The sequence below is a fragment of the Leucobacter chromiireducens subsp. solipictus genome (assembly GCF_016758195.1).
Classification (GTDB): Bacteria; Actinomycetota; Actinomycetes; order Actinomycetales; family Microbacteriaceae; genus Leucobacter; species Leucobacter solipictus.
On record NZ_QYAC01000003.1, the window covers coordinates 1 to 22,894 of the forward strand.

A 22,894-nucleotide genomic window follows, 5' to 3' on the forward strand; every position below is an offset into this window, starting at 1 on the left:
GAAGCTAAGACTGACTGCGCCGATGGTACTGCACTCGGGAGGGTGTGGGAGAGTAGGACACCGCCGGACACCTTTTATCGAGGGTCGTATCCTGGACACCAGTGATGGTGCCGGGATGCGGCCCTCGACTCATTTCAGGACCCTTTTTGAATAGCGTATTGCGGGAGGCACCAGTATGAACGAACGGGATCGACGAGAGCGCCCGGACGACGGCGCACCCCGGAAGAAGCGCGAAGGGTCCCCCTACCGGGGCGATCGCTCGGGCAACTCGCGACCGCAGCGTGACGACCGGTCGAGCCGGCCGGAGCGCCGCGATCGTGGTGACGAGCGTGGCGGTTACGCTCCGCGTGGCGGCAGCGATCGCCGGCCGCAGCGCGACGGTGATTCGCGCCCGCCGTACCGGGGCAACCGTGATGATCGTCCGTCCTACCGTGGCGGCGATGACCGTCGTCCGCAGCGCGATGGTGATTCGCGTCCCCCGTTCCGTGGCAACCGCGACGACCGTCGCCCCCAGCGCGATGGTGACTCGCGTCCTCCGTTCCGTGGGTACCGGGATGATCGTCCGTCCCACCGTGGCGGCGATGATCGTCGACCGCAGCGTGACGGGGATTCACGCCCGCCCTACCGTGGCGGAGATGACCGTCGTCCGCAGCGTGATGGTGATTCGCGTCCCCCGTTCCGTGGGAACCGCGACGACCGTCGTCCGCAGCGTGACGGTGATTCCCGTGCGCCGTTCCGTGGGAACCGGGATGCTCGTCCCTCGTACCGTGGCGGTGATGATCGCCGTCCGCAGCGCGATGGCGATTCGCGCCCCCCGTACCGCGGGAACCGTGACGACCGTTCCGAGCGCCCCCAGCGCGATCCTCGCGCCAACTACGGTCGCGGCGGCACCCGTGGCGGCGGGCGCAGCGACCGGGGCGGCAGCGACCGTGAGTTCACCGAGGCAGAGCGGCTCCAGCACGAGCTGCGTCCCGTTCGTGCCGAGCACCAGGACCCGGTGCTTCCGGACGAGGTCGAACCGCGCGATCTGCACCCGTCGGCCCGCAACGAGCTGAAGACGCTGCAGGCAGACGTCCAGGAGCGCGTCTCCCGGCACCTCGCTATGGTCGCGTTCCTCATCGATGACGACCCCGAGCTGGCGCACCAGCACGCGCTGTCGGCAAGCCGTCGGGCCGGACGGATCCCGGTCGCTCGGGAGACGCTCGCGATCACGGCGTACCGCACGGGCGATTTCGCCCTCGCGTTGCGCGAACTCCGCACCTACCGTCGCCTGAGTGGACTCGACGGCCACCTCGCACTGATGGTCGACTGCGAGCGTGGCTTGGGCCGCCCCGAGAAGGCGATCGAGACCGGCCTCGAGGCGGATCCGAAGACGCTCGAGACGGACCAGCGGGTGCACCTCGCGATCGCGATGTCCGGCGCGCGTCTGGACCTGGGACAGACCCAGCAGGCGCTCTTCGAACTCGAGATCCCCGAGCTGAACCCAAACAAGGCCTTCTCCTGGAGCCCTGACCTGTTCGCGGCCTACGCCGCCGTTCTGGAGGATCTGGGCCGTACCTCAGAGGCAGCGACCTGGCAGAAGCACGCCGATCGTGCCTTGGCCGCGCTCGCGGATCACCATGGTTCTCAGGACGAACTCGAAGTCTTCGAGATTTTGGAGTCCGAGCCGCTTGCGGAGCCGGTTGAGATGCAGGATCCTGCGTCAGATGCTGATGCTGATGCTGATGCTGATGCTGATGCTGATGCTGATGCTGATGCTGATGCTGATGCTGATGCTGATGCCTCGGGCGAACCGAGTGACGCCGCGGTCCAGCAACCGGCCGCAGACGCGCCGGGCGCAGACGCGCCGGGCGAGAATTCCGACGATGCACCGCTCTCCTTCGCGGAGTCCGTGGCCGCGGAGGTTGATGAGTTGCTGGCCGAGGCCGGTATCACCGAGACGTCGACGGAGGCGGAGGAGGAGTCCAAGTGAGTCTGTTCGGGCGGAAGGCAACACCGTTGGGCGCGGCGCCGATCGCAGATCGCGAGCTTCTGCTCGCGGATCTCGACGGTGTCGTGTACCGCGGCCTGGGCGCGATCCCGGGTGCCGTGGCGGAGCTGAACCGTGCGGCCGAGTCGGTGCGGCTCGGTTACATCACGAACAACGCCTCCCGCACGGACCGGGACGTCGCCGCTCACCTGAGCGAACTGGGTCTCCGAGCCGCCGCGGACGACGTCGTGACGTCTCCGCAGGCCGCGGTGACGCTGCTGCGTGAGACCGTGGCCCCCGGGGCTCGGGTGCTCGTGATTGGCGGCGAGGGGCTGACTGACGAACTGACGAAGGCGGGCTACGCGGTGACGCGTAGCGCGGAGGACGATCCGGCCGCCGTGGTGCAGGGGTTCGCCCCCGAAGTGGGGTGGGTGCATCTCGCGGAGGCCGCGTTCGCCCTCGCTGAGCAGCCGGGCCAGCCACCGCTGCCCTGGATCGCAACCAACACGGACTGGACGATCCCGGTCGCCCGTGGTCTCGCGCCGGGCAACGGGACGCTCGTGTCCGCGGTCCACACCGCCGTGCAGCGGCTTCCCGTGTTTGCCGGGAAGCCCGAGACGCCCATCTTTGAGGCCGCGTTCGAACGCTTCGGTACGCGAAACGCACTCATGATCGGCGATCGCTTGGATACCGACATGAAGGGCGCTCGTGCCGCGGGGATCCCGTCGCTGCATGTGCTGACCGGCGTCGATCGCCCGAAGCAGCTCGTCGCCGCGTCGAAGGACATGCACCCGGACTACATTGTTGCGTCGCTCGCGGAACTCCACGAACCGTACCCGGAGACCGTGCAGCGCAAGGATGGCAGTATGCAGGTGGGCACTGCGCGGGTGGGGATGGATGGGCACATCGTGCGCATCGACGCCGAAGGCGATTCGCCGATCAACCTGTTGCGTGCCGGCTGCGCCGCGATCTGGGGTTCAGGGCTTGCGATCTATGGATTGAAGGTTCCGGAGCGGTTGTACGAGGATCACTGGAACTAACGCACCGCCCACGCCCGCGGTCCCGATCCGCTCGCCCAGCGTGCGGATCGGGACCGCGGGCGTTCCTGGCTGTGTCAGGGGTCACGGATAAGCTGGGGACATGGAACGCCAGGACCCGCCCCCGAGCACTCAGCCGCGCGATGCGTCAGCTGACCCCGAGGCGAGCCTGCTGAGCCGCGTCGACGTGATCGAGGCGCAGCCGCTCGCGGAGCGGGCCGCCGGCTTCGAGCAGCTCCACGACGAGCTGCTCGCGGAACTCCAACGGGGTGACCATGGCGACGCCTAGCGCGGTGTGGGGCGGTGCCCCGGAGCGTCTCGATCGGGTGCTTCCCGAGCTCGGACTCGCGCGGTCGAGGAGCCGAGCGAGTGAGCTCATCGCCGCGGGCGGTGTGGTGGTGAACGGTGCCATCGCGGGAAAGCCCGGAGTCCGCGTGGCGACGGGTGCCCGCGTGGAGGTGTCGGGGGACGACCACTACGTTGGCCGGGCCGCGCACAAGCTGATCGCGGCGCTCGACACCTTCGGCATCGACCCGGCGGATCGCCTCGCCCTCGATCTGGGGGCGTCGACGGGCGGCTTTACGCAGGTCCTGCTCGAGCGTGGCGCGCGACTCGTGCAGGCGATCGACGTGGGACGCGATCAGCTGGCATCGCAGCTGCGCGCGGACCCTCGAGTGCGGCTCGTCGAGGGCCGCAACGCGCGCGAGCTGACCGCGGAGAACCTTGCCGTGGACACCGGCGAAGCGGCGTCGCCACAACTGGTGGTGGCGGATCTGTCGTTCATCTCGCTCTCCCTAGTTTTCCCCGCGATCGTCCGGGTCGCCGCGGCGGATGCTGAGCTGGTGCTGCTGATCAAACCGCAGTTCGAGGTCGGCCGGGTCCGCGATGGCGTCGTCACGAGTCCCGAATTGTGGGCGGACGCGATCCGGATCGTGCTGCGCGCCGCCGCCGAGAACGGCTTTGCCGCGTGCGGCCTGGCCCCGTCGCCGATCGCGGGCGGGAGCGGGAATCGTGAGTTCCTGGGATACTTCTCGCGCGCCGCGTCGCCGCATCCGACAGAATGGGAGGGGCGGATCACGGAGCTTATCGGCGCCCCGACGCGGCAGCACGGGGCGGATCCGGAGCGAGACGAGGGAGCGCGATGACAGCGGTGCACGAGGGGGAGCCCCGGCGGTTCCTCATTGTTTCTCACACGCACCGTGAGGAGGCGATCGCGGCGACGATCGCTGCGGTGTCGGCGCTGCAGAACGCCGGAGTGGTCCCCGTGTTTGTCGCGGAGGACCGTGACGAGTTCGCGCCGCATCTTGATGTCTCCCGAATCGGGGTGCTCGGCACCGACGCGGCGATCGCGGACCTCGAGGTCGCGATCGTGCTCGGCGGTGACGGCACGATCCTGCGGGCCGCGGAGGTGCTGCGCGGATCGGCATGCCCGATCGTCGGGGTCAACCTGGGGCACGTCGGGTTCCTCGCCGAGATGGAGAGCTTCGACCTTGCGTCGACGATCCATCGCGTGCTGCGGCGCGACTACACCGTCGAGGAACGCCTCACGCTCGAGGTCAGCGCGAGCTGCGACGGCGAGATGATCGCGGACACGTGGGCGCTGAATGAGGCGAGCGTGGAAAAGCGTCGCCGCATGCTCGAGGTCGAGATCGGCGTGGACGGGCTGCCGGTCTCGTCGTTCGCCTGCGACGGCATGGTCGTCGCCACTCCGACGGGGTCGACCGCCTACGCCTTCTCCGCGGGCGGTCCCGTGGTGTGGCCGGGAGTGCAGGCCATGCTGATGGTGCCGATCGCCGCGCACGCCCTCTTCAACCGGCCGCTCGTGACGGGCACCGACTCGGAGCTCAGCGTGCGGATCCTCCCCGAAAACATTGGGCCGGGCGTGCTGTGGTGCGATGGCCGCCGCCGCACGGAGCTGCCCGCCGGGTCGATCGTGCGCGTGCGGCGCTCCCCGCTGTCGGTGCGCCTGGCGCGGCTCAGCGCGGCCCCGTTCTCGGATCGGCTGGTGCGTAAGTTCCACCTCCCGGTGTCCGGGTGGCGTGGCAACGGACGGGAGGTGCGTGCATGATCGAGGAGATGCGGATCCGCGATCTCGGGGTGATCGCAGACGCGACGCTGCCGCTCGGCCCCGGCTTCACCGCGATTACGGGTGAGACGGGCGCTGGCAAGACGATGGTCGTGAGCGCGCTCGGCCTGCTCATGGGCGAACGCAGCGACGCGGGGGCGGTGCGCACGGGCGCACGCCAGGCGCGCGTCAACGGGGTCGTGCACACGGCGGATCCGGCGGTGGTGGATCTCGTTGATGAGCTCGGCGGCGACGTCGAAGACGGGGTGCTGATCCTCGGCCGCACCGTCAGTGCGGAGGGGCGCAGCCGCGCGAGCGTCGGCGGATCGAGCGCTCCCGTCGGGAGCCTGACCCGCTTGGCCGAGCGGCTCTTTGCCGTACACGGCCAGTCCGAGCAGCTGCGGCTGCGCTCGGCCGCCGCGCAGCGCGAGACGCTCGACCGCTTCGCCGGGGCCGAGCTCGCGGCCACCCTTGCCGAGTATCGCGACGCGCACCGCGCCCGGCGCGAGCTGGGGGAGCGCGTCGCGGAGCTCACAGCGGCCCGCGACGAGCGCGCCGCCGAGGCGGTGCGGCTGCGCGCGGAGCTCGACGAGATCGCCGAAGTCGATCCGCAGCCCGGCGAGGAGGCTGAGCTCGCGGCGCGGATCGAGCTGCTGAGCAACGTGGAGGCGCTGCGCTCCGCCACTGCGGGCGCGCATGAGGCGCTCGTGACCGAGTCTGACGATCCCATGAGCCAGGACGCGGCGAGCCTGGTCGACACCGCCGTGCGCGAGCTGGAGCGGGTTGCCGCACACGATGCACGGCTCAGCGGCGTGCTGGAAACGCTGCGCAGCGTGAGCTTCCAGCTCGCCGATACCGCGCGCGAACTCGCCGCCTATGTGGGAGATCTCGACGTGGAGGGCCCCGGGGAACTGGCCCGGGCCAACGAGCGGCTTGCGGCGTTGAACGGGCTCTTCCGCCTGTACGGGGTCGACTCTGCCGCGGTGATCGAGCACTCCGGCACCTCGGCGGCCCGGCTGACGGAGCTTGAAGGGGACGACGAGCTGATCGACCAGCTCGCCGCGGAGCTCGACGAGACGGGTGTCCGCGAGCGTACGCTCGCGGACCAGCTGAGCGCGCAGCGGGCCGCGGCCGCCGAGCGGCTCTCTGAGCTGGTCACGGTCGAGCTGCGGCAGCTCGCGCTGCCCGACGCCGACTTCATGGTGCGGGTGCTCCCGCTCGAGTCCCTGGGTGGATCCGGCGGCGACGAGGTGCAACTGCTCCTCAGCCCGCACCCGGGTGCCACGCCCCGCCCCATCGCGAAGAGCGCCTCCGGCGGCGAGTTGTCCCGCGTCATGCTTGCCCTCGAGGTCGTGGTCGCCGGCGTCGATCCGGTGCCGACGTTCGTATTCGACGAGGTCGACGCGGGCGTGGGTGGCGCGGCCGCCATCGAGATCGGCCGCCGGCTCGCCCGTCTCGCGCAGAGCTCGCAGGTGATCGTGGTGACCCACCTCGCGCAGGTTGCGGCGTTTGCCGGGAACCACCTGCGCGTCGTCAAAGACTCGGCGGGCGGCTTCACCGAGTCCAGCTGCCAGCGCCTCAACGGCGACGACCGGCTCGCCGAGATGGCCCGCCTGCTCTCCGGGCTCAGCGACTCCTCCAGCGCACTCGAACACGCTGCGGAGCTGCTAGAGCTCGGTGACGCCGCACGCGCCACCGGGTAACCCCAGCTCGGCTCGGGATTTCGGGCCGCAAGGCCGGGGTGTGTGACGCGCCGACGCGAATCGCACAAGCTTTCTCGCCGGTCACGCGCACCCGGGTGCTACGCTCCAACACATGGTGAAGATCTTCCGACGGCGTCGGCAGCAGGGGGTCCCCGCGATACCGGATGTGGGAGACGACGAGCAGACGAAAGCCGCCTACCTCGACAATCACCCGGACGTGGTGCACGCCGACGTGGAGCAGATGGACGCGGACACGCGCGAAATGTACCGCGACGCCCGTGAGGCGGCCTTCGACGCGCACGAGGAACGATCCAAGACGTCCGCGCGTGAGTTCGTCGTGCGCGCGCCGTTCCAGCTCGGCTTCACCGTGACGCTCGGCGTTCTCGTCGCCCTGCTGTTCGGCGACATCGTCGGACAGCTCTCCACCATCATCATGTACGTCGTGGCCGCGCTGTTTGTGGCGCTCGGCCTCGACCCGGTGGTGCGCTGGCTGGAACGCAAGGGCCTGAAGCGCGGCCTCGGCATCGGCGTGGTGTTCGGCGGATTCGTCGTCCTGATCGCGGCGCTGCTCGCCATCGTGATCCCGATGATCGCGAACCAGATCTCCCTGCTCGTGAAGAGCGCGCCCGCGCTGTTCCGAGACGTCACCACGCAGCAGTGGTTCATGGATCTGAACGAGAACTTCGGCCGCTTCGTCGACTTCGACGGCCTCCTCAAAATGGGGCAGGATCTCGTCAGCAAGCCGGAGAACTGGGCGCAGGTCGCGGGCGGCGTGTGGCAGGCGGGCATCGGCATCGCGAACGGACTCACGGCCGGGCTGATCGTGCTGATCCTCACCCTGTACTTCCTCGCCTCGCTGCGCACCATCAAGCGCGCGTTCTACTCGCTCGTGCCGCGCACCGGCCGCGCGAAGGTGATGGACATCACGGAGCAGGTCACGAAGTCCGTGGGTGGCTACGTGAGCGGCATGGTCGTGCTCGCCTTCATCAACGCGGTGCTCGGCTTCGTCATGATGACGATCGTCGGCGTCCCGTTCGCGGGCCTGGTCGCGGTCGGCGTGTTCCTCCTCGCGATGATCCCGCTGATCGGATCCGTCGTCGCGACGGTGCTCGTGTCCGCGGTCGCGCTGTTCGACTCGCCGATGACCGCGATTATCGCGGCGGGCTACTACCTCGTCTACATGCAGGTCGAGTCGTACCTGCTCACGCCGCGCATCATGAACCGCGTGGTGTCTGTGCCCGGGGCGCTGGTCGTGATCGGCGCGCTGGCGGGCGGCACGCTGCTCGGACTCCTGGGAGCCCTGATCTCGATCCCGGTGACCGCCATGGTCCTCATGATCGTCAAGCAGGTGTGGGTGCCACGGCAAGAACTCCGCTGAGCGCGAGCTGAAACCCGTCCCCCGCACCCCAACACTACTGATAGGATCGAAGCCCGTGGGAACAGAGCAGAGCACGGACCAGACCCGGACAACTAAGCACATCTTCGTGACCGGAGGTGTCGTCTCCTCGCTGGGCAAGGGATTGACCGCCGCGAGCCTCGGAAACCTCCTGACCGCGCGTGGGCTCCACGTCGTGATGCAGAAGTTGGATCCGTACCTGAACGTCGATCCCGGCACGATGAACCCGTTCGAGCACGGCGAAGTTTTCGTGACGGACGACGGCGCGGAGACCGACCTCGACATCGGACACTACGAGCGCTTCCTCGGCATCAACCTGTCGCAGGCCGCGAACGTGACGACCGGCCAGATCTACCAGCAGGTCATCGCCAAGGAGCGCCGCGGCGAGTACCTCGGCCAGACCGTGCAGGTGATCCCGCACATCACGAACGAGATCAAGCGCCGCATGCGCCTGCAGGCCGAGCAGGATCCGCAGCCCGACGTGATCATCACCGAAGTCGGCGGCACGGTCGGCGACATCGAGTCGCAGCCCTTCCTCGAGGCCGCACGCCAGGTGCGCCACGAGCTCGGCCGCGGCAACGTGTTCTTCGTGCACGTGTCGCTCGTGCCCTTCATGGGTGCCTCGGGCGAGCAGAAGACGAAGCCCACGCAGCACTCGGTTGCGGCGCTGCGCTCGATTGGCATTCAGCCCGACGCGCTCGTGCTGCGCAGCGATCGCCCCGTCACGGACGACAACCTCCGCAAGATCGCGCTCATGTGCGACGTCGAGGAGCGCGCGGTCGTGAACGCGATCGATGTGCCGAGCATCTACGACCTGCCGACCCTGCTCAACGACCAGGGGCTCGACAAGATCATCACCGAGAACCTTGGGCTCGAGGAGCGTGCGCACGACGTCGACTGGACCGGCTGGCAGCCGGTGCTCGACGCGGTGCACCACCCGAAGGGCGAGATCACTCTCGCGCTCGTCGGGAAGTACATCGACCTGCCCGACGCGTACCTCTCGGTCACTGAGGCGCTGCGCGCCGGTGGCTTCGCGCACTCGACCAAGGTGAACATCCGCTGGGTGCCGTCCGACGACTGCGAGACCCCCGAGGGTGCGCTTGCGGCGCTCGGCGACGTGCACGGCATCTGCGTGCCCGGCGGCTTCGGGATTCGCGGCATCGAGGGCAAGCTGGGCGCGCTGCGCTTTGCCCGCGAGAACGGGATCCCCACCCTGGGCCTGTGCCTCGGCCTGCAGTGCATGGTCATCGAGTACGCGCGCAACGTCGCCGGACTCGAGGGCGCCTCGTCGACCGAGTTCGACCCGGAGACCCCGGTCCCCGTTATCGCGACGATGGCCGAGCAGGTCGACATCATCGACGGCGGCGACCTGGGCGGCACCATGCGCCTCGGTCTCTACGAGGCCGCGCTGGCCGAGGGATCCCTCGCCGCGCAGCTGTACGGGGCCCCGACCGCGACCGAGCGCCACCGCCACCGCTACGAGGTGAACAACCAGTACCGCGAACAGATCGCTGCCGCGGGCCTGGCCTTCTCGGGCACCAGCCCGGACGGCGCCCTCGTCGAGTACGTGGAACTGCCGCGCGAGAAGCACCCGTTCTACATCGCCACGCAGGCGCACCCCGAGCTGCGTTCGCGCCCCGGCACCCCGCACCCGCTGTTCGCGGGGCTCGCGGGTGCCGCGATCGAGCGCCGCGACGCCGCACGCCTCTTCGAGGTCAACGGCGGTGAGTAACGAGCCCGGTTCGGCTGGCGCGCCCCTCGCGGACGCGCCAGCCGAGGTCGAGGTGCTCGACACTGAGCTGCTCGTGCGCGGCCACGTCTGGGACGTGCGCCGCGACCGGTTCCGCTTCGGCGACACCGAGCTCGTGCGCGACTACCTCGACCATCCCGGGGCGGTCGCGGTGCTCGCGATCGACGCCGACGATCGCGTCCTGCTGATCCAGCAGTACCGCCACGCGATCGGGCACCGCGACTGGGAGATCCCGGCGGGCCTGATGGACATGCCCGGCGAGTCCGGCCTCGCCGGCGCGCAGCGCGAGCTGGCCGAGGAAGCCGACCTCCGGGCCGAATCCTGGGGCCTGCTGCTCGACCTGTACCTCTCACCCGGCGGGACGAGCGAGGCGATGCGCATCTTCCTCGCGCGGGACGTGCACGCCGTCGAACACGACTACGTGCGCTCCGAGGAGGAGGCCGAGCTCGTGCCGCACTGGGTACCGCTCGACGAGGCCGTCGCTGCCGCGCTCGACGGCCGGATCCAGAACGCCGTCACGGTGAGCGCCGTGCTGGCCGCCGCCGTTGCCCGGGCCCAGGACTGGGCCTCGCTGCGCGATCCGGAACTGCCGTGGACGGCGCGCGCCGCCGCCCGGGGAGAGCGCTCGGCCTGATGGTGATGAGCGCGGCCCAGGGGGCGCAGCGCTTCCTGCGCCACGTCGCCCTCGAGCTCGGCCTGTCCGAGAACAGCCAGGCGGCCTACCGACGGGACCTCGTCGCCTACTCCGCGTGGCTTGCGGCGCGCGGGATCGAAGATCTTGCGGCGGTCACGCCCGAGACGCTCTCCGCCTATGTGGCCGAGCTGAGCGGAGCGGAGCCTCCGCTCGCGCCCGCATCGATCACGCGCCGCCTGTCCACGGTGCGCGGGATGCACCGCTACCTCTTCGAAGAGGGGCTGCTCGAGACCCACGCCGGCAGCGGGGTGCGCACCCCGAAGCGCGCGCAGCGCCTCCCCAAGGCGCTCTCCGTGGAGGACGTGGAAGCGCTCCTCGCCGCGGCCGGGGGGACCGTCGAGAGTGCCGGATCCGGCGCTGCGGCCGGCCCTGCCGCTGCGGCTGGATCCGGCGCGGCGGGTTCCGACGATCCGGTCGCGCTGCGGGATCGGGCCCTGCTCGAACTGCTCTACGCCAGCGGGGCGCGCATCAGCGAGGTGACGGCGCTCGATCTCGACGACCTGCTCGCGGGCACCGGCCAGGGGGAAGCCTGGCGGGCACCCGAGCAGGCGCTCGGCGAGGGCGGATTCCTGCAGGTCACGGGCAAGGGGTCGCGGCAGCGGATCGTGCCCTATGGGAGTTATGCGGGGCGCGCGCTTGCGGCGTACCTGGTGCGGGCCCGGCCCGTGATGGTGGCGGCGGGGAAGGGCACTCCGGCACTGTTCGTCGGGCCCCGCGGGGCGCGGCTCTCCCGGCAGAGCGCGTGGCTCGTGATCCGCGCCGCCGCGGAACGTGCCGGGATCACGGCGGAGGTGTCGCCGCACACGCTCCGGCACTCCTTCGCCACCCACCTGCTGTCCGGCGGGGCGGACGTGCGCACGGTGCAGGAACTGCTGGGCCACGCCTCGGTGACGACGACCCAGATCTACACGCAGGTCACCGCGGACACGCTCCGCGAGCACTACCTGCTCGCCCACCCCCGGGCCCGGTAGCCCCCGGGTGCCCAAACGCCGCCCAACCGTCGCCCAACCGTCGCCCAAGCTCCGCCCAATCGTCGCCCAACCTTAGGCAAATTATCCTGCCCGAGTGTTTTATCGCGGAGAATGACTCGGGCAGGATAATTTGCATCGGTTTGGGCGGCGGGCGTGGGCGGCGCCGGGGCCGCGCTAGTGCCCGAAGATGCCCGTGAGGCGGGCGCGGCCGAGCGTGTGGCCGAACATGTTGAAGCCCAGGAACGCGGGCGACGCCAGCTCGTCGAGCTCGAGCGCGTCCACGTCGAGCGCGTGCACCACGAACATGTAGCGGTGGTCGCCGTGACCCTCCGGTGGAGCGGACCCCATGTACCCGCGCACCCCGCCGTCGTTGCGGAGCAGGGAGAACGCTGACGCGTACTCGGGCGCGACCGAGTCGAGCATGATGGCACCTTCGGGCAGCGAGGTGAGTTCGGGGGACAGGTTGTAGGCCGCGAGATGCCAGAAGCCGCTCGCCGTGGGGGCGTCGGGATCGAAGCAGGTCAGCGCGAAGCTGCGCGTGCCCGCGGGAGCACCGCTCCAGCTCAACTGGGGAGTGCGGTCTCCGCCGCCCGTGCCGAGCATGGCGGAGATCTGGGGCAGGGGCATCCGTTCGCCGTCGGCGAGGGTGTCCGACGTCAGCGTGAACTCGGGAACCGCGGGCAGTGCCGCGTAGGGGTCGGTGCTCAAGATCGTCCTTTCCTGGCGGTGAGACGCGGATCGTGGCGCACACTGGTGCGGCGATCCGCGCGGCGGTACCGGCGGAGGCCGGTACCGCTCTGTGGATGATACCGGCGCGAGGTGAGCGCCCGACAAAGCGCGGTGTGCACCGCCGCCCCCGGCGATCCGCCCCCGCGCCGCAGCGCGCCCAGAGACCTACCCAAAGCCGCGATAGGATGGAGCGTTAGCGAGCACCTGCAGGAGGAGAATCGGGAATGGCGAACACACAGGTCGAGATCGGTCCCACCGGCCGACCCGAGCGCATCATTCCCGCGCCCCCGAAGCTGGACCGGCACGGCCCCGCGCGCATCATCGCGATGTGCAATCAGAAGGGCGGCGTCGGCAAGACGACGAGCACGATCAACCTGGCGGCCGCGCTCGCCCGCTACGGTCGGCGCGTGCTCGCCGTGGACTTCGACCCGCAGGGGGCGCTGTCCGCGGGCCTCGGCGTCCCCGCCCACGACGTCGTCACGATCTACGACCTGATGCTCGGCAAGTCGAAGGATCCCCACGAGGCGATCCAGCAGACGGGCACACCGGGACTCGACGTGATCCCCGCGAACATCGATCTCTCCGCCGCCGAAGTGCACCTGGTCTCCGAGGTGGCCCGCGAGCAGATCCTCGCCGGCGTGCTGCGCAAGGTCGCCGCCGACTACGACGTGATCCTCGTCGACTGCCAGCCCTCGCTCGGCCTCCTCACCGTGAACGCGCTCACCGCGAGCCACGGCGTGCTGATCCCGCTTGCCTGCGAGTACTTCGCGCTGCGCGGCGTCGCGCTCCTCGTCGAGACCGTCGACAAGGTGCGGGATCGCCTGAACCCGGCGCTCGAACTCGACGGCATCCTCGCCACGATGTATGACGCGCGCACGTTGCACGCCCGCGAGGTACTGGAGCGCGTCGTCGATACCTTCGGCGACAAGGTGTTCGACACCGTGATCGGCCGGACGGTGAAGCTCCCGGACGCGCAGATCGCGGCGCAGCCGGTGCTCGACTACGCCCCCACCAATGCCGCATCCGAGGCGTATCTGAAGCTTGCGCGGGAGCTCGTGCAGCGGGGTGTGGTCGCCTAAGTTCCGATCATGGCAGCGCTCGACACGAACCAGGAGCCGGGCGTGCGCGATGCGTCGTCCGGTGCTGCGGGCGCGCCCGAAACCGGGTTCCACGTCACCCTGGAAGTGTTCGACGGGCCGTTCGACCTGCTCCTCAACCTGATCGGCAAGCACGAACTCGACATCACCGAGGTTTCGTTGAGCCTCGTCACCGACGAGTTCATCTCGTACCTCGCGTCGATCGAGGGGCAGGGGCTCATCGAGCTGGATCGCGCCTCCGAGTTTCTCGTGGTCGCCGCGACCCTCCTCGACCTGAAGATCGCGAGCCTGCTGCCGCAGGGCGAGGTCGTCGACGCGGAGGACATCGCGCTGCTCGAGGCGCGGGATCTGCTCTTCGCCCGGCTCTTGCAGTACCGGGCCTTCAAGCAGGCCACGGCCTGGTTCCGGGAGCGCCTGGCCGCCGAGGAATCCCGGCATCCGCGGCTCGTGCCGCTCGACGCGAAGTACCGTGAGCGTGGACCGGAACTCGTGTGGACGCTTTCCGCCGCCGATTTTGGGGCGATCGCTGCGCTCGCGTTTGCGCCCCGGGAGCTCCCGACCGTGGGGCTCGACCACCTGCACGCACCGCTCGTGTCGATCCGCGAGCAGGCCGCGATCGTTGTTGCTCAACTGCGCGGCGACGGGGTGCGCAGCTTCCGCGAACTCATCGTTGGCGTGTCCGAGCGCGGCGTGATCGTGGCGCGCTTCCTCGCGATCCTCGAGCTGTATCGTCGCGCCGCGGTCACCTTTGAACAGGCCGAGCCGCTGGGCGAGCTGCTGGTGCAGTGGACCGGGGAGAGCTGGTCGGACGATGAACTTGCCACACTGGGGAATGACTATGACTGAGACTGATCCGGCACCCGCCGAGGCGCGCGCGGTACCCGAGGTGCCCGCGGTACCCGAGGTGCCCGCGGTACCCGAGGTGCCCGCGGATTCGCCGACCTTCGCGCCGGACGAGACCGCCAGCGAGGCCGCCAGCGAGGCCGCCAGCGAGGCCGCCAGCGCGGCCGACGCGCTCGCCGAGGTGCGCGCCGCGCACACGCTCGCGCAGCAGCTCGAGGCGCTGCTGCTCGTGGCCGATGAACCGCTGAGCGCGGTCGGCCTCGCCACGGCCACGGACCGCCCGGTGCGCGAGGTGCGCGCGGCGCTGACCGCGCTCGCCGCCGACTACGACGGCACGGACGTCGGTGCCGGATCCAGCGCGAGCGGTGCCGGATCCGGCACTCCCGCGCGTACCCCGCGCGGCTTCGAACTGCGCGAGGTCGCGGGCGGCTACCGCTTCTACGTGCGCGAGAGCCTGGACCCGCTGATCGCGGACTTCGTGCAGCAGCAGACCCCCGCACGGCTCTCGCAGGCCGCGCTCGAAACGCTCGCGGTGATCGCGTATCGCCAGCCCATCGCGCGCGGTGCGATCGCGTCGATCCGCGCCGTCAACGTGGACTCCGTGGTGCGCACCCTGCTCGCGCGTGGCCTGATCACCGAGGTCGGCCACGACCCTGAAACCACCGCAACGCTGTACGGCACGTCCGACGCGTTGCTCGGGCACCTGGGGATCGGAGACATCTCCGAGCTTCCCCCGATCGCCCCACTCCTTGATGATCCAGCAGAAGGGTTCGACCATGAGTCGCTCTGAGTCCGGGTTCGGCGGATCGTTTTCCGTCGACGGTTCCGATGTCGAGGTGGACCTCGCCGAGTTTGGCTGGCCGGGCGACCGCTCGCGCGCCGAGGACGCGTCGGATGATGCGCCCGAAGACGACGGCCGCGTCCGCCTGCAGAAGGCGCTTGCTCACGCTGGGATCGCCTCGCGCCGTGCGTGCGAAACGCTGATCACGAGCGGCCGGGTCACCGTCAACGGCGAGCCGCAGCTTGAGCTGGGCTCGCGGATCGACCCGGCCACCGACGAGGTGCGCGTGGACGGCGTCGTGGTGCAGCTCGACGCGAGCAAGCGGTACTTCGTGCTGAATAAGCCGACCGGGGTGGTCTCCACCATGAGCGACGAGCACGGACGCCCCGATCTGCGGGAATTCACCGACCGGGTCGAGGATCGGCTCTACAACGTTGGCCGCCTCGACACGGACACGAGCGGGCTGCTCATCCTCACGAACGACGGCGAGCTCGCCCACAAGCTGGCGCACCCGAGCTTCGGCGTGCAGAAGACGTACATCGCGAAGGTGCGCGGCCGGGTGACGGCCGCCGTGATCCAACAGCTGAAGGACGGGGTCGAGCTCTCGGACGGGCCGATTCACGCCGACCGGGCCAAGCTCCTGCCGGGCGGATCGGGCAAGTCGCACTCGCTTGTCGAGCTCACCATTCACTCCGGCCGCAACCGCATTGTGCGCCGCATGCTCGCCGAGGTGGGGCACCCCGTTGTTGAACTGGTGCGCCGCCAGTTTGGTCCGCTGCACCTCGGGACGCTCCGCGTGGGGGAGATGCGGGAGCTCGCGCCCGCCGAACGCGGCGCGCTGCTCTCCGCGGACTCCGTGGATGACACCACCGCGAACGGTGACGGTGCCGGGTCGGGGGAGCGTGGCCGGGGGACTGCCGGCGCACGCGGCGCACGCCGGACCGTCACCTCGGGGCGTCCGGGCGATGGCAAGGGCGCGCGCGGGATGCGCGGGATCGCCGCAAAGGGCAACCCGCACGGCCGCAGAAGCGCCGAGTCATCGGGCGACGACCGGGTCGGCGGGCCCCGCAGCGCGGGATCCCGCCCGGGCACTTCGCGCTCCGGCGGACCCCGCGAGGCCCGCGGCGGGCGCGGTGAGTGGGACGCACGCGGCGGGCGGGAAGACCGCGACGAGCGTGGTGGTCGCCCTGACCGTGACGAGCGTGGTGGTCGCGGCGGGCGCGGTGATCATTTCGACCGTGAGGAGCGCGGCGGTCGCCCCGTCCGTGACGTGCGCGGCAGTCGGGACGTGCGTGACGCTCGTGCCGGGCACGGCGATCGTTACGACCGTGATGCTCGGAGTGAGCGCGGCGAGCGATCGGCTCGCGATGGCCGTTCTGGCCGCGATGATCGTGGCGAGCGTAGCGAGCGTAGCGATCGCTTCGGCCGTGGCGGCGCTTCGGCCCGCGACGAACGTTCGACCCGTGATGCTCGCGGCGGCCGCGACGAACACTACGGCCGCGACGAGCGTTTCGGTCGCGAAGAGCGCCCGGGCCGGGAGCGTCGATCCGACGACCGTCGATTCGAGGCGGGCCGCGGGGGCCGGGGCGACGCGACGGCCGGCGGCCGCTCCGCGCGTGCGAATAATTCGCGCGCTCGCGGTGGGCGCGATGCGGGCCGCGAGGGCGGATTCCGCGGCGGCCGCGACGGTGGTTTCGACCGTGCGCGTGGTTTCCGTGAGGGTGGTTTCGACCGCTCGCGTGGCGAGCGCGAGGCTGGCCGTGATGGTGGTTTCGACCGTGCGCGTGGTTTCCGTGAGGGTGGTTTCGACCGCTCGCGTGGCGAGCGCGAGGCTGGCCGTGCCGGCGGGTTCGACCGCTCTCGTGGTTCCCGTGATGGCGGCTTCGACCGCTCGCGTGGCGAGCGCGAGGCTGGCCGTGCCGGCGGTTTCGACCGCTCGCGTGGTTCCCGCGACGGCGGCTTCGACCGTGCGCGCGGCGGGCGCGATGGCACGTCGTCCTCCGGCCGGCGTGATCTGGGGGCCCGCGGGTTCCGCGAGGGCGACCGCGACGGCGGGTTCCGCGGCGGCCGCGACCGTGGGTTCGACCGCTCGTACGGCGACCGCTCGCGTGACGACCGCGCGCATGGCTCGCGCGACCACGGCGACCGTTCGGGCCGATCCCGCACCGACGGATCTCGCACCGACGGATCCGGCAACACCCGTGACGAACACTTCCGCGGATCCCGGGACGGCGGCACCGCGCGCGGCCGCGGCAATGATTTCCGTACCGGTCGTGACGGGGTCCGCGATGGCGACCGTCACCGCGGACCCCGCGGCGGACAGCAGAAACGAGGCGACTGGTGACTGAACTCGCATCCCCGCAGCCTGCGAAGGCCGCCCGTACGCAGGGGCTCGTGCACATTATTGGCTCGGGCCTGTTGGGCGCGAGCGTGGGCCTCGGCCTGCGCGAGCGCGGCGTCGACGTGACCCTCGAGGACCTCTCGCCGACCACGGTCGCGCTCGCCGCCGACTACGGGGCCGGCCGCGTGCGCACGGCCGAGGATCCCGCGCCCGCGCTGGTAGTCGTGGCGACGCCGCCCGACGTCGCGGCCGACGCCGTCGAACGCGCGCTGCACGCATTCCCGGACGCGGTGGTCACCGATGTGACGAGCGTGAAGCTCGCCCCCTACCTGGAACTCACCCGTCGCGGCGTCGACCTCACGAACTACGTCGGTTCGCACCCGATGGCCGGGCGTGAGCGCGGGGGCGCGATCATGGCGCGCGCGGATCTGTTCACGGCACGCCCCTGGGTGATCTGCCGGGACGAGGCGACGCCCGCGTCCGCGCTCGCCCTCGTCGAGGACGTGGCGCTGGATCTCGGCGGCGTACTCATCGAGATGACCCCCGAGGAACACGACCGGGCGGTGGGGCTGGTCTCGCATCTGCCACAGGTCGTGTCGAGTCTGCTCGCAGCCCGGCTGGTGCCCGCCGCCGAGCAGGCCATCGGGCTCGCGGGCGCGGGGCTGCGTGACACGACGCGCGTCGCCGCGAGCGATCCCGAACTGTGGATGCAGATCCTCGATGCCAACCGGGAGCCCGTCGTCGAGCTGCTCGACGCGATCGGGGCGGACATCGCGGCGTTCGCTGATGCGTTGCGCGATCCGGCGCAACCGGGCGCGAAGCGGCGCATCGCCGACCTCCTCGCCGCGGGCAACAGCGGGGTCGGGCGGATCCCGGGCAAGCACGGCTCCTCGGAACGATTCACCACGATCACGGTGCTCATCGACGATACGCCGGGCCAGCTCGGCCTGCTGCTCACCGAACTCGGAGAACTGGGCATTAACATGGAAGACTTGCGTCTTGAGCACTCGCCGGGCGCACAAATAGGCTTTGCGGAGATCGCGGTGCTGCCGGAGGTCGCGGAGCGCGCGATTTCCGATCTCACCGGACGGGGATGGAGGACACTGTGATGCACGCTGCAACCGAGGAGAACCGGGACCACGGCGCCGCCGCCCCGATCCTCGTCGCGATCGACGGGCCCGCGGGCAGCGGCAAGTCGAGCGTGTCTCGCACCGCCGCCGAGCAGCTCGGCTTCGGGATCCTCGACACCGGTGCCGCATACCGCTCACTCGCGTGGGCGGCGCGCCGCCTCGGCCTCGACCTCGATAACGCTGCCGCGATGGAGAACCTCCTTGACGCGTGGGAGTACCGGATCACGTTGCGCGGCACCCAGCAGGTGACTGTCGCGGTGGCCGGGGGACTGGCCGCGGCCGATCCCGAGCTCGAGTCACCGGTGGATGTCACCGCCGCGATCCGCGAGCACGAGGTCAGCGGGCAAGTCAGCCGAGTCTCCAAGCACCCCGCGGTGCGGGATCGCCTGAACGCGATGTTCCGGACCATCGTCGCGGAGTCCGGCCTGCCGGGCGTCGTGATCGAGGGCCGCGACATCACCACGGTGGTCGCCCCGGACGCCCCGGTGCGGATCCTCCTCACCGCCTCACCCGAGGTGCGCGCCGCCCGCCGGGCCGGGGAACTGCCCGGGCTCACCCCCGAGCAGGTCCTCGCGGATCTGCAGGCACGCGACGCGAAGGACGCCCTCGTGGTGGACTTCATCACCCCCGCCCCGGGGGTCACGCTCGTAGACACGAGCGATCTGAACTTCGAGCAGTCGGTGCAGGCTGTTATCGATATCGTACGAGCGGCGCAGAACGCTGCGGAAGAGAGCACAGTATGAGCACGGAGCAGAACGGCGCAGTGAACGCCGACGCGAACGAGGCGGAGGTGTTCGATCCCGCAGCGGTCGAAGCGTCCGAGGTGATCACGGGCGAGGGTTTCAGCCCCGAGGGAGACGACTTCACCCTGAGCGACGAGGAGCGGATGCGCGCCATGCGCTCCAACCTCGACGGCTTCGACCTCGAAGAGGACGACCTGGTCATCGTGAACGAGGACGGCGAGTTCCTCGGCTTCTCGGAGACCCCCGCCGAGGCGCTGCCGGTCGTCGCGATCGTGGGACGCCCGAACGTCGGCAAATCCGCGCTCGTGAACCGCATCCTGGGCCGGCGCGAGGCCGTCGTCGAAGACCTCCCCGGAGTGACCCGCGACCGTGTCAGCTACCCGGCCGAGTGGACGGGGAAGCGCTTCACGCTCGTCGACACCGGCGGCTGGGAGCCCGACGCGAAGGGGCTCGACGCGTCCGTCGCGCTGCAGGCCGAGGTCGCCATCGAGCTCTGCGACGTCGTGATGTTCGTGGTCGACTCCCGCGTGGGCCCGACCGCGACCGACGAGCGCGTGGTGCAGCTGCTGCGCAGCACGAAGAAGCCCGTCTTCCTCGTCGCCAACAAGGTGGACGACATCGTCCAGGAGCCCGAGGCGGCGCAGCTGTGGTCGCTCGGCCTGGGCGAGCCGCACCCCGTCTCCGCGCTGCACGGCCGGGGCGTTGCCGACCTGCTCGACCAGGTCATCGCCGCCCTGCCCGACGAGTCCGCCGTGGCACAGCCGAAGCTGCAGGGACCCCGCCGCGTGGCGCTGCTCGGCCGCCCGAACGTGGGCAAGTCGAGCCTGCTGAACAAGGCTGCCGGCGAAGAGCGCGCCGTCGTTTCCGATGTCGCGGGCACCACCCGTGACCCCGTGGACGAGCAGGTCGAGATCGCGGGCCGCGTGTGGACGTTTGTCGACACCGCCGGTATTCGCCGCCGCGTACACCTCCAGAAGGGTGCCGACTTCTACGCCTCGCTGCGTACCGCCGCCGCCCTTGAAAAGGCGGAGGTCGCCGTCGTTCTGATCGACGTGACCCAGGAGATCAGCGACCAGGATCTGCGCATCATCGACCTGGTCCTCGAGTCGGGCCGCGCCCTCGTGCTGGCGTTCAACAAGTGGGACCTGCTCGACGACGACCGCCGTCGCTACCTCGAGCGGGAGATCGAGCAGGACCTCGCGCACGTCGACTGGGCACCCCGCGTCAACATTTCGGCGCGCACCGGCCGCCACCTCGAGAAGCTGGTCCCCGCGCTGGAGACCGCCCTCGAGTCCTGGGACACCCGAATCCCGACCGGCAAGTTCAACGCCTTCGTGGCCGAGCTCGTGCAGGAGCACCCGCACCCGCTGCGTGGCGGCAAGCAGCCGAAGATCCTGTTCGGCACGCAGGTGCAGAATCGGCCGCCCACGTTCGTGCTGTTCACCTCGGGCTTCCTGGACCCCGGGTACCGCCGCTTCATCCAGCGCCGCCTGCGCGAGACGTACAGCTTCGAGGGCTCGCCGATCGTGATCAACATGCGCATCCGCGAAAAGCGCCAGCGCGCCTAGCCCGGGCCCCGGGCCCCGGGCCCCGGGCCCGGGCCCCCCCCGGGCCCAGACACCGCATCGATGGTTGGATTTTGGTTGCTTCCCGGCCCGGGAAACAACCAAAATCCAACCATCGATGGATCTTCGGAGTGTTGGACGCCCCCGCGGACCCAGCCTGGGGTCGCGGGGGCGTTCGCGTGGGCAGGGCAGGCAGGCTGGCAGGCAGGTAGGCAGGCGCGCAGGCAGACCCCAGCCACCCCGGAACGTTCAGCACGGTTGGAATAGGGTATTCGGATGCAGAACGAATCCGTGCCGGGGGAGCAACGCATGACCCCGCTGGAGCGCACGATCGACCGGGCCGCCCACCGGATTCTCGCCACTGCGCCGCAGTGCGGGGTCCGCGCCGTGCTCGTCGAGAGCGCGGTGTTCCTCCTGAAACAGGCGTGGGCGTGCGTGTTCGGCGCGCTGCTCCTCGTCGTGATCGTGGCGGCGCGGCTCTGGTACCCGGACGACGCGATCCTGGCCCGCAATGACGCGCTCACGATCGCCGCGGTCCTGATCCAGATCGGCATGCTCGTGTTCAAGCTCGAGAGCGGGCGGGAGCTCTGGGTGATCGTGCTGTTCCACATTGCGGGCACCACGATGGAGATCTTCAAGACGGACGTCGGATCCTGGGCGTACGAGGCCGAGGGCGTGCTCCACATCGGTGCGGTGCCGCTGTTCAGCGGCTTCATGTATGCGGCGGTCGGCTCGTACATGGTGCGCGTGTACCGCCTGCATCGGCTCCGCTTCTCGCACTATCCGCGGGTGTGGCTCACCACGGTCGTGGCCGCCGCGATCTACGTGAACTTCTTCTCGCACCACTTCATCGTGGATCTGCGCTGGGTGCTGCTCGCGCTCGTGGTGCTGCTGTGGTGGCGCACCGTGATGCATTTCCGGGTGTGGCGGGTGACGCTGCGGGTGCCGCTCCTGCTCGTGTTCGCGGGCGTTGCCGTGTTCATCTGGATCGCGGAGAACATCGCCACCTGGGGCGGTGCGTGGCTGTACCCGCACCAGGAGGGCGGCTGGGAGCTCGTGTCCCCGCAGAAGCTCATCGCCTGGTTCCTGCTCATGATCATCTCGGTCGTGATGGTGACATGGGTGTACCCGCCCCGTCCTGTGGACGAGGCGGGTACGGGGCCGACGAACGGCGGGGACGCGGTGCCGGATCCGACACCCCGGCTTAGAGCCAGGCGAAGGGCATCGCGAGGAGCCCGACCCCGAGAACCGCGACGCCGATCAGCACGGCGATCGCGGTGAGCGCGAGCATGATCGCGTTCAGCCAGATGCCCCACAGCGTGAGGGTGCGCTCCGTGGTGCCGCGGCGCAGCGCGAGGATGCCGAACACGAGGCCCGTGATCGGGGCGATGAAGGTCCAGCCGCTCACGATCGAGGCGATGCCGAGCACGAAGCTCACGATCGAGAAGATGCGGGTCGTCTCCGGGTTCGGGGCCGCCTGCGGGCCTCCCTGCGGGGCAGGCTGCGCCCACTGCTGCGCGGGATCCGGCGCGCCCTGCGAGGTGGCACCCGGTGCCGTGTTCGGGGCGGCGAAGGTTGTCTCGCCGGGGATCACGCTGGTGGTCTGGTCGTCCTGACCGTTCGGGGTGGGAACGGCGTCGGGGAGGATCGCGGTGGTGTTCATGGGGCGCTCCTTTCGCGCAAGAGGCGGGTCTCCGGGTGGGGCCCTGTCCTGATGCTTCAACGGTATGCCGGTACCCCGGTGCGGCGCGTCCTGCCCCGGTATTGTCCCCGTCATACCCGGGTACTGTCCGCGGTCGGGGTATTCCCTGACGCGAGCGGTACGCGGGTCTGATTCGGAGGTCTGGCGTAGGCGTTCGCGCGGTGCGCCGCGCGGCGGGCACCTGGGGAGCGTCGCGCGGCCGACGCAAGCGGCACCCGGGACCGCGTCGCCCAGATACTCGGAGATTCTCGGGCGAAGTGCCGGATCCGGCACCAGATCTCCGTGTTGTTCGTGAATCTCCGAGCGTTTGGTTGCTGAGCAGGCGGTGTTCGGGAGTCGGCGAGCGGTGGCCAGTGGCGGGCGGCGACCGGGAATCGA

Annotated in this window: 20 protein-coding genes and 1 pseudogene; 19 read left to right on the forward strand and 2 right to left on the reverse strand. The window is 70.2% G+C overall.

What is annotated here, in order from left to right; translation table 11 throughout:
- Positions 1–281: 281 nt before the first annotated feature.
- The 11 genes from D3230_RS05840 to D3230_RS05890 all read left to right on the forward strand — a co-directional run bounded on the left by D3230_RS05840 (position 282) and on the right by D3230_RS05890 (position 11,585).
- Complete coding sequence (locus D3230_RS05840) at positions 282–1,055, forward strand: hypothetical protein (protein ID WP_202344105.1); 774 nt, start codon at positions 282–284, stop codon at positions 1,053–1,055.
- Positions 998–1,972: a hypothetical protein gene (locus tag D3230_RS05845; protein WP_337249110.1), complete on the forward strand. Its 975-nt coding sequence runs from the start codon at positions 998–1,000 to the stop codon at positions 1,970–1,972. Before D3230_RS05840 ends, D3230_RS05845 begins: the two co-directional genes overlap by 58 nt.
- A complete protein-coding gene (locus D3230_RS05850) occupies positions 1,969–3,009 on the forward strand; it encodes an HAD-IIA family hydrolase (protein ID WP_202344106.1) in 1,041 nt (346 codons plus the stop codon). The genes D3230_RS05845 and D3230_RS05850 overlap by 4 nt, the downstream gene beginning before the upstream one ends.
- Positions 3,010–3,109: 100 nt before the next feature.
- The gene (locus D3230_RS05855) at positions 3,110–3,295 is read left to right on the forward strand and encodes a hypothetical protein (protein ID WP_202344511.1); all 186 of its coding nucleotides are present in this window, start codon (positions 3,110–3,112) and stop codon (positions 3,293–3,295) included.
- Positions 3,282–4,151: a TlyA family RNA methyltransferase gene (locus tag D3230_RS05860; RefSeq protein WP_202344107.1), complete on the forward strand. Its 870-nt coding sequence runs from the start codon at positions 3,282–3,284 to the stop codon at positions 4,149–4,151. Before D3230_RS05855 ends, D3230_RS05860 begins: the two co-directional genes overlap by 14 nt.
- On the forward strand, positions 4,148–5,074 hold the full coding sequence (locus D3230_RS05865) for an NAD kinase (protein ID WP_202344108.1): 927 nt from the start codon (positions 4,148–4,150) through the stop codon (positions 5,072–5,074). The genes D3230_RS05860 and D3230_RS05865 overlap by 4 nt, the downstream gene beginning before the upstream one ends.
- Positions 5,071–6,774, forward strand: coding sequence for a DNA repair protein RecN (gene recN, locus D3230_RS05870; protein WP_202344109.1), 1,704 nt, complete (start codon positions 5,071–5,073; stop codon positions 6,772–6,774). Before D3230_RS05865 ends, recN begins: the two co-directional genes overlap by 4 nt.
- 112 nt (positions 6,775–6,886) lie before the next feature.
- Positions 6,887–8,152, forward strand: coding sequence for an AI-2E family transporter (locus tag D3230_RS05875; RefSeq protein WP_202344110.1), 1,266 nt, complete (start codon positions 6,887–6,889; stop codon positions 8,150–8,152).
- A gap of 55 nt (positions 8,153–8,207) precedes the next feature.
- On the forward strand, positions 8,208–9,902 hold the full coding sequence (locus tag D3230_RS05880) for a CTP synthase (protein WP_202344111.1): 1,695 nt from the start codon (positions 8,208–8,210) through the stop codon (positions 9,900–9,902).
- Entirely contained in the window at positions 9,895–10,554 is a 660-nt protein-coding gene (locus D3230_RS05885; RefSeq protein WP_202344112.1) for an NUDIX domain-containing protein, read from the forward strand. Before D3230_RS05880 ends, D3230_RS05885 begins: the two co-directional genes overlap by 8 nt.
- 5 nt (positions 10,555–10,559) lie before the next feature.
- Positions 10,560–11,585, forward strand: coding sequence for a site-specific tyrosine recombinase XerD (locus D3230_RS05890; RefSeq protein WP_420029018.1), 1,026 nt, complete (start codon positions 10,560–10,562; stop codon positions 11,583–11,585).
- A 174-nt stretch (positions 11,586–11,759) separates the two neighbouring features.
- On the opposite strand, the gene D3230_RS05895 is transcribed toward D3230_RS05890, so the two are convergent.
- Positions 11,760–12,296: a YbhB/YbcL family Raf kinase inhibitor-like protein gene (locus tag D3230_RS05895; protein ID WP_420029023.1), complete on the reverse strand. Its 537-nt coding sequence runs from the start codon at positions 12,294–12,296 to the stop codon at positions 11,760–11,762.
- A gap of 242 nt (positions 12,297–12,538) precedes the next feature.
- Here D3230_RS05895 and D3230_RS05900 point away from each other — a divergent pair, with 242 nt between their 5' ends.
- The 8 genes and pseudogenes from D3230_RS05900 to D3230_RS05935 all read left to right on the forward strand — a co-directional run bounded on the left by D3230_RS05900 (position 12,539) and on the right by D3230_RS05935 (position 22,095).
- On the forward strand, positions 12,539–13,393 hold the full coding sequence (locus D3230_RS05900) for a ParA family protein (protein WP_202344113.1): 855 nt from the start codon (positions 12,539–12,541) through the stop codon (positions 13,391–13,393).
- A gap of 9 nt (positions 13,394–13,402) precedes the next feature.
- A complete protein-coding gene (locus D3230_RS05905; protein WP_202344114.1) occupies positions 13,403–14,257 on the forward strand; it encodes a segregation and condensation protein A in 855 nt (284 codons plus the stop codon).
- Positions 14,250–15,044 carry an SMC-Scp complex subunit ScpB gene (scpB, locus tag D3230_RS05910; protein ID WP_237467111.1) on the forward strand — a complete coding sequence of 265 codons (795 nt, stop codon included), beginning with the start codon at positions 14,250–14,252 and terminating at the stop codon, positions 15,042–15,044. The genes D3230_RS05905 and scpB overlap by 8 nt, the downstream gene beginning before the upstream one ends.
- Positions 15,045–15,180: 136 nt before the next feature.
- Positions 15,181–15,918, forward strand: a pseudogene (locus tag D3230_RS15895) (pseudouridine synthase); the annotation flags it as partial.
- Between the two features lie 1,457 nt (positions 15,919–17,375).
- Positions 17,376–18,485 carry a prephenate dehydrogenase gene (locus tag D3230_RS05920; RefSeq protein WP_202344116.1) on the forward strand — a complete coding sequence of 370 codons (1,110 nt, stop codon included), beginning with the start codon at positions 17,376–17,378 and terminating at the stop codon, positions 18,483–18,485.
- Positions 18,485–19,249 carry a (d)CMP kinase gene (gene cmk, locus D3230_RS05925; protein ID WP_202344117.1) on the forward strand — a complete coding sequence of 255 codons (765 nt, stop codon included), beginning with the start codon at positions 18,485–18,487 and terminating at the stop codon, positions 19,247–19,249. The genes D3230_RS05920 and cmk overlap by 1 nt, the downstream gene beginning before the upstream one ends.
- A gap of 152 nt (positions 19,250–19,401) precedes the next feature.
- Positions 19,402–20,817 (forward strand): ribosome biogenesis GTPase Der, encoded by a 1,416-nt coding sequence (gene der / locus D3230_RS05930; protein WP_474197894.1) that lies wholly within the window; start codon positions 19,402–19,404, stop codon positions 20,815–20,817.
- Between the two features lie 273 nt (positions 20,818–21,090).
- Positions 21,091–22,095 (forward strand): DUF817 domain-containing protein, encoded by a 1,005-nt coding sequence (locus D3230_RS05935; protein ID WP_202344119.1) that lies wholly within the window; start codon positions 21,091–21,093, stop codon positions 22,093–22,095.
- Here D3230_RS05935 and D3230_RS15900 read toward each other — a convergent pair.
- Positions 22,019–22,477 (reverse strand): DUF4190 domain-containing protein, encoded by a 459-nt coding sequence (locus D3230_RS15900; RefSeq protein ID WP_237467113.1) that lies wholly within the window; start codon positions 22,475–22,477, stop codon positions 22,019–22,021. The genes D3230_RS05935 and D3230_RS15900 overlap by 77 nt on opposite strands.
- Positions 22,478–22,894: the final 417 nt, after the last annotated feature.